The 6707-nt window shown below is 72.5% G+C and carries 6 protein-coding genes and 2 pseudogenes; 7 read left to right on the top strand and 1 reads right to left on the bottom strand.

Translation table 11 applies throughout. The annotated features are described in order from the left end of the window. From FK498_RS16135 to FK498_RS20025, 7 genes and pseudogenes are all read left to right on the top strand, one after another. Positions 1–1055, top strand: a 1055-nt coding sequence (locus tag FK498_RS16135) for a type II and III secretion system protein family protein (protein ID WP_141856335.1), incomplete at its 5' end; no start/stop codon positions are given. Positions 1056–1059: 4 nt separating this feature from the next. Then, on the top strand, positions 1060–1356 hold the full coding sequence (locus tag FK498_RS16130; protein ID WP_141856333.1) for a hypothetical protein: 297 nt from the start codon (positions 1060–1062) through the stop codon (positions 1354–1356). Then, positions 1343–2581, top strand: a complete 1239-nt coding sequence (locus FK498_RS16125) for a P-loop NTPase (RefSeq protein WP_141856331.1) — start codon at positions 1343–1345, stop codon at positions 2579–2581. Before FK498_RS16130 ends, FK498_RS16125 begins: the two co-directional genes overlap by 14 nt. Further along, positions 2578–3984 (top strand): CpaF family protein, encoded by a 1407-nt coding sequence (locus FK498_RS16120; RefSeq protein ID WP_141856329.1) that lies wholly within the window; start codon positions 2578–2580, stop codon positions 3982–3984. The genes FK498_RS16125 and FK498_RS16120 overlap by 4 nt, the downstream gene beginning before the upstream one ends. A 3-nt stretch (positions 3985–3987) precedes the next feature. Beyond that, on the top strand, positions 3988–4959 hold the full coding sequence (locus FK498_RS16115; protein WP_141856327.1) for a type II secretion system F family protein: 972 nt from the start codon (positions 3988–3990) through the stop codon (positions 4957–4959). Next, positions 4956–5912 carry a type II secretion system F family protein gene (locus FK498_RS16110; RefSeq protein WP_141856325.1) on the top strand — a complete coding sequence of 319 codons (957 nt, stop codon included), beginning with the start codon at positions 4956–4958 and terminating at the stop codon, positions 5910–5912. The genes FK498_RS16115 and FK498_RS16110 overlap by 4 nt, the downstream gene beginning before the upstream one ends. An 11-nt stretch (positions 5913–5923) precedes the next feature. Further along, positions 5924–6448: pseudogene (locus FK498_RS20025) on the top strand (tetratricopeptide repeat protein); the annotation flags it as partial. Positions 6449–6631: 183 nt separating this feature from the next. Here the strand turns inward: FK498_RS20025 and FK498_RS16105 are convergent. Then, a pseudogene (locus FK498_RS16105) lies at positions 6632–6707 on the bottom strand (30S ribosomal protein S13); the annotation flags it as partial.

Here is a 6707-nt window from a genome sequence, read left to right as displayed (position 1 = left end):
AGGCGGCGATCCGCGCCGCCGTGCCGACCGCCACCGCGATCTCGGTGCGGCGCGTGCCGGGCGGCGTGCTGCTCGCGGGCGAGGTGCCGACCGCGGCGGACGCGCAGCGCGCCTTCGCGATCGCGCGCAGCGCCCTGCCGGAGGGCGAGCGCGTGCTCGACGAGCTTCGCGTCGGCGGCGCGATCCAGGTCAATCTTCGCGTGCGGGTGGCCGAGGTCTCCCGCTCGATCACGCGCGAGCTCGGCTTCAACTGGCAGGTGCTCGGCACGATCGGGCGCTTCAGCTTCGGCCTGCTGACCGGCGCCTTCGCCGGCGCCAATCTCATCCCCGGCCTCGGCGGCGAGGTCGGGCGCAACTTCATCGGCGCGGGCTACAGCTCGACCTCGTTCGACATCAACGGCCTGATCGATGCGCTGGCACAGGACCAGCTCATCAGCATCCTCGCCGAGCCGAACCTGACGGCGCAGAGCGGCGAGACCGCCTCCTTCCTCGCCGGCGGCGAGTTCCCGGTTCCGGTCGCCGCCCAGAACGATCGCATCACGATCGAGTTCAAGCAGTTCGGCGTCTCGCTCGCCTTCGTGCCGACCGTTCTGGACGCAGGGCGGATCAGCCTGAGGGTGCGACCCGAGGTCAGCGAGCTCTCGGAGGAGGGTGCGATCAGCCTGCCCGTCGCGGGCGGCGTCGTGCGGATCCCGGCGCTGCGCGTGCGCCGTGCCGAGACGACGGTGGAGCTCGGCAGCGGCCAGTCCTTCGCAATCGCGGGGCTTCTCCAGGACGGCAGCCGCATCGCCGGATCCGGCCTGCCGTTCCTCAGCGAGGTGCCGATCCTGGGCGCGCTCTTCAAGTCGGACCGGTTCCGCCGCAACGACAGCGAGCTCGTCATCATCATCACGCCCTACATCGTCCGCCCGGTCTCCGATCCGCACCGGCTGGCCCTGCCGACGGACGGCTTCACGCCGGCCAACGACATCGAGCGCGTGCTGTGGCATCGCCAGGCCTCCCGCGACAACCCGCCACCGCGCGTCCCCGGCCGCGCCGGGTTCATCCTGGAGTAGCCGCATGCCGTCCTGCCGCCTCGCCGTCATGGCGCTTCTCCTCCTGGTCGCCTGCGGCGCCGATCCGCGCGAGCGTGACGGCACCTGGCGTCCGACCGGCGCGAATGCGGCCAACCTGCGCGTCATGATCGCCGATCCCGCGCATCTCGACCGGGGCGTCGGTGATCCGCGCGGCCGCGGCCGCCAAGCGGCCGACGCGATCGAGCGCCTGGAGGACGACGCGCTGAAGCCGTTACCCGACGTGCGCGCCTCGACCGTGGGGCCCTCGGCCGGCGGAGGAGGGTTGGGTGCTCAGCGTTGATGGTCGCCCCGCCGAGCCGGCCGGGACCGCTACCGGCCAGGAGGCGCGCCCGATCGCGTTCGACCGTCCGCTGCTCGTCGCCTATGTCGCCGACGGCGAGTCCGAGGCGGTGCTGCGCGCGGTCCTCGGCGATCTCGGCGGCAGGCTGACGCTCGAACGCGGCGGCGTCCAGGCCGCGATCCGCGAGCTTGCGCACAAGCCGACGCCGCAGGTGCTGATCGTCGACGTGGAGGGCGCGGCCGATGCCCTGGTCGCGCTCGACGATCTCGCCAATGTCTGCGAGCCCGACGTCAAGGTGCTGGTGATCGGCGACCGCACCGACATGGGCTTCTATCGCGAGATCACGCGCGGCCTCGGCGTGGTCGAGTACCTCTACAAGCCGCTGACCCGCGACAACGTCACCCGGCTCTTCCTGCCGGTGGTTCAGGGACGCATCCCGGGCGGGACCGATCAGATCGGCGGACGGATCATCACGGTCTCCGGCGCACGCGGCGGTGCAGGCGCCAGCACGGTGGCGGTCAACCTGGCGGTTGAGCTCGCCCAGAGCACGCGCGGCTATATCGCGCTGGTGGACATGAACCTCCAGCGCGGCACGGTCGCGGCCATGCTCGGCGTGACCCCCGGGCCCGGTCTGCGTGTCGCCCTCGAGGAGCCGGAGCGCGTCGATTCCCTGTTCATCGAGCGCAGCGCGGTCGCGATATCGGACCGACTGCGGCTGATCGCGGCCGAGGAGGCGTTCGAGGACCGGCCGATGTCGACCGCCGAGGGCGTCTCCCGGCTGATGGCGCTGCTGCGGCGGCGCTTCCACTACATCATCGTCGACATGCCCACGCCGGGCGACGCGGCGCTGCGCACGATCTACGCCGCGGCGCATATGCGTCTGGTGGTGATGACGCCGGATGTCGTCTCGATCCGCGATGCCGCGCGCCTCAAGGCGATGTTCGCCACGCTCACGGGCTCGGACAAGGCGGTGTTCGTGCTCAACCGCGCCGGTGCCCCGGGCACGATGCCGCTCAGGCTGGTCGAGCGCGGGATCGAGGCGAAGGTGGAGTTCACCCTGCCCGAGATCCCGAAGCGGCTCGCCATGGCCGCTGATCTCGGCGTGCCGGCGGTGGCCCAGAGCCGCGTCCTGCGCGCGGCGATGCAGCGCCTGACGCGCGAGGTCTCGGGCGCGCGGGTGGGCGGGCGCGGGGGCGGGTGGCTCGGCCGCCTGCTCGGCCGATGAGCGTGTTCGGACGCCGCACCGACCCGGTCGTGGCGCGCCGGCCGGAGCCGCCAGCGGCGGCGAACGGCGCAGGCGGGCCTGCCGCGTCCGGGTTGCCTGCGGCCCTGCCCGTCGCGGTCGCGCCGCCGCGGGGGGGACCGGTCGGCCAGAGCGGGGCGCGCGCGCGCCTGTGGTCGCTGGTGATGGACCAGGTCGATCCGACGCTCGCGGCGGAACTTCCGGCAGAGCGTCTGCGGGCCGAGCTCGAGCGGCTGGTGCACCAGCTCGCGGACAAGCACCGGATCGAACTGTCCGCGCGCGAGCAGGCCGCCCTGGCGCGCGAGATCGCCGACGACATGGTCGGGCTCGGCCCGCTCGAGCCCCTGCTCGCCGACGAGGCGATCACCGACATCATGGTGAACGGCCCATACAGCGTCTATGTCGAGAAGGGCGGCAAGCTGCAGAAGGCGGATGTGCGCTTCCGCGATGCCGCGCACGCCACGGCGGTGGCGCAGAAGATCGCCGCCGCGGTGGGGCGGCGCGTCGACGAGTCGAGCCCGATGGTCGATGCGCGCTTGGCCGATGGCAGCCGCGTCAACATCGTGCTGCCGCCGCTCGCGCTCGACGGCCCCTCCATCTCCATCCGCAAGTTCGCGCGCAAGCGCATCGACTTCGCGCGCATGGTGGAGTTCGGCTCGCTCACCGCGCCGGTGGCGAAGCTGCTGGAGATCGCCTCGCGCTGCCGGCTCAACATCCTGATCTCGGGCGGCACGGGCTCGGGCAAGACGACGCTGCTCAATGCGCTCAGCCGCATGATCGACCATGGCGAGCGCATCGTCACGATCGAGGACGCGGCCGAGCTGCAGCTCCAGCAGCCGCACGTGGTGCGGCTGGAGACGCGGCCGGCCAATCTCGAGGGCAAGGGCGAGATCACCCAGCGTGACCTCGTCAAGAACGCGCTGCGCATGCGCCCGGACCGGATCATTCTCGGCGAGGTGCGCGGCCCCGAGGCCTTCGACATGCTCCAGGCCATGAACACCGGCCATGACGGCTCGCTCGGCACGCTGCACGCCAACAGCACGCGCGACGCCCTGATCCGCATCGAGAACATGGTGCAGATGGGCAGCTTCGGCCTGCCGGTGAAGGCGATCCGCACCCAGATCGCCTCCGCGCTCGACCTGATCGTGCAGATCGAGCGGATGCGCGACGGCACGCGCCGGGTCATCCAGCTGAGCGAGGTGCGCGGGCTGGAGGGCGAGGTGATCACGATGAACGACCTCGTCAGCTTCGAGTACGAGGGCGAGGACAGCCAGGGGCGGATCCGCGGCCGCTACCGCGCCGCCGGCATCAAGCCGGGATTCGTCTCTCGCCTCGAGTACTTCGGACTCGACCGCGCGTGGATGGCCACGCTCGATGAGTTCTGAGCGATGACGATCGGCGATCTCCCGCCTGCCACGGTCGCGCTGGCCGCGCTGGTGCTGGTGGCGCTCGGCAGCGCGGGGCTGCTCGTGCTCGAGATCCGCAACCAGCGCCTCGCGCGGCGGCTGACCGAGGCGGTGGGCCAGCCGCGGCGGCGGCGCGGCACGGCCACCCTCCCCGGGATCCAGCTCGCGCAGCGCGGCCCCGCTCCCCTGGCGACGCGGCTCGGCCGCTTGATCGCCTTCAATCCCTCGCGTCCGCAGGAGCATCCGGCGCCCTGGCCGCTGGTGCTGATTCTCGGCGCGGCCGCCGGCGCGGCTGCCGGATTGCTGCTCGCGGCGATCCTCGGGCGCGACGCCGCGATCGCGGGCGGGATCGGCGCGGGCGTGCTCGCCACGCGCGCCATCTTCGCCTACGGCACCTCGCGCTATCGCGAGGCCCTGTTCAAGCAGATGCCCGACGCCCTCGGCATGATCGTGCGCGCGCTGCGCGCGGGCATTCCGGTCACCGAGTCGCTGCGCACCATCGCGCGCGAGTGCCCCGAGCCGACGCGGCGCGAATTCGCCCAGGTCAACGCCGAGCAGGCGATCGGCGTGCCGCTCGAGACCAGCCTGCTCAATCTGCATGCCCGCACGGGGCTGCGCGAGTACGGGTTCTTCGCCGTCACGATCGCGCTGCAGCAGCAGACCGGCGGCAGCCTGACCGAGACGCTCGACAATCTCGCCGATGTCGTGCGCAAGCGCGTGCAGACGGCCGCGCGCGGCCGGGCGCTCGCCGGCCAGGCGCGCATGTCGGCGCTGATCCTGACGGTCGTGCCGGTGATCGCGCTGGCCGCGCTGACGGTGCTCAACCCGGGCTATATCGACTTCTACTTCACCCACGAGAAGGGACCGACGATCGCGGCGATCGCCTTCGGCCTGCTCGGCCTCGGGGTGCTGACGATGCGCGGCATGATCCGCCGCAGCCTCGCGCTGACATGAGCGCGCTGCCCGAGTTTGCCGGCGGCGATCCGCTTCTCGCGCTCGCCGTGCTGGCGACCGCGGTGCTGATCCTGGTGCTGATCGCGGCCTGGCTGTCGGCACGGGCGGGCATCGAGCGGCGGCTCGCTGGACGGGTGGCGAGCCTCGGCAGGGGTGCCCTGGCGGCGGAGCGCAAGCCGGCGGGCCCGGGCCTGATCCAGGGCGCGCTGCGTGCGATCGGCACCGCGCTCGGCGGCAGCGCGCTGCTCTCCGAGAAGGACCGCCGGGAACTGGAACGCAGCGTGGCCGCGGCCGGCTACCGCCCGCAGAGCGTCGTGCCGGTGGTGATCGGGCTGAAGGTGGTGCTTCTGGTCGTCGTGCCGCTCGCCGTCTATGGCATGACGGTGCTGCGCGGCACCACGGGCGCCACGCAGATGGTCCTGGTGGGGGTCGGCGTGGTGGCAGGGCTGCTGGGCCCCAACTGGGTGCTCGGCTGGATGCACAAGCGCTATGTCAGGCAGATCCGCACCGGCCTCGCGGACACGCTCGACCTGATGGTGATCTGCGCCGAGGCCGGGCTCGGGCTTGAGAGCATGGTCGAGCGGGTGGCAATCGAGATGGCGCCGTCGAACCGGCCGATCGCCGCGGAGTTCATGACGCTGTCGAACGAGCTCCGCATGCTTTCGGACCGGCGCCAGGCCCTGCTCAATCTCGGCGAGCGCACCGACGTCGTCGGGCTGCGCCGGCTGGCGACCACGCTCGCCCAGACGATCCAGTACGGCACGCCGCTCGGCCAGGCGCTGCGCACGCTCTCCGCGGAGATGCGCCAGGAGCGGCTGATCGAGTTCGAGGAGAAGGCGGCGCGGCTTCCTGCCCTGCTGGTGCTGCCGCTGACGCTGTTCATCCTGCCCTGCTTGGTCATGCTGCTGGCCGGTCCGTCCTTCGTCCTGCTTCTCGCCTCCTTCAACCGCTAGAGGCCGGAACCATGCGCGCCCTCCTTCTGCCGCTCTGCCTCGCCCTGCCGCTGCTCGGCTGCGCCACGAGCGGGGAACGATCCGCCGGCGCGCCGACCTGGCAGGACCGGCTGCGGCTGGCCGCGGCGGCCGAGGCGAACAACAATGTCGAGGTCGCGCTGTCGATCTACCGCAACGCCGCCCAGGCCGAGCCGGACAACGCCGAGGTGCAGGCCCGCTACGCGCGCGCGCTCGCCGATCGCGGCGCGAGCGCCGAGGCCGTGCTGGTGCTGGAGCAGGCGCTCGCGCGTCGCCCGGCAGACCGCACGCTTCTGCTCGCTCTCGGGCGCACCCAGCTGCGCGCCGGGGATCTCGGCGGTGCCGGCGGAAGCTTCGAGCGGCTGCTTGCCCAGGCGCCGGGCGATCCGGACGCGCTCAACGGGCTCGGCGTGATCGCGGACCTCGCCGGCGATCACGCGCGCGCGCAGGCGCGCTACCGCGAGGGACTCGCACGTGCGCCCCGCCACGAGGCGCTGCGCAACAACCTCGCGCTGTCGCTCGCGCTCGCCGGCGCGACCGGCGAGGCGGTGCGGCTGCTCGAGGGGCTGCGCGGGGAGGGCAACACCGATGTGCGGGTGCGCCACAACCTGGCGCTCGTCGCCGCGATGGCGGGCGATGCGGCGGCGGCACGGCGTCTCGCCGGCCCCGAGCTCAGCACGCCGGAGCAGGAACGCTTCGTCGCGGCGGCGGCGCAGGCCGCGATAGCAGCCGAGATCCATCAGCCGCTTGATGTTCATCGCCACCTCGCGCCGGAGA

Origin of the sequence: Elioraea sp. Yellowstone, from assembly GCF_006704265.1 — a bacterium.
Lineage (GTDB): Bacteria > Pseudomonadota > Alphaproteobacteria > Acetobacterales > Acetobacteraceae > Elioraea.
The sequence above is the reverse complement of the archived record's forward strand: the minus strand, read 5'-3'. Positions and strand labels throughout refer to the sequence as shown.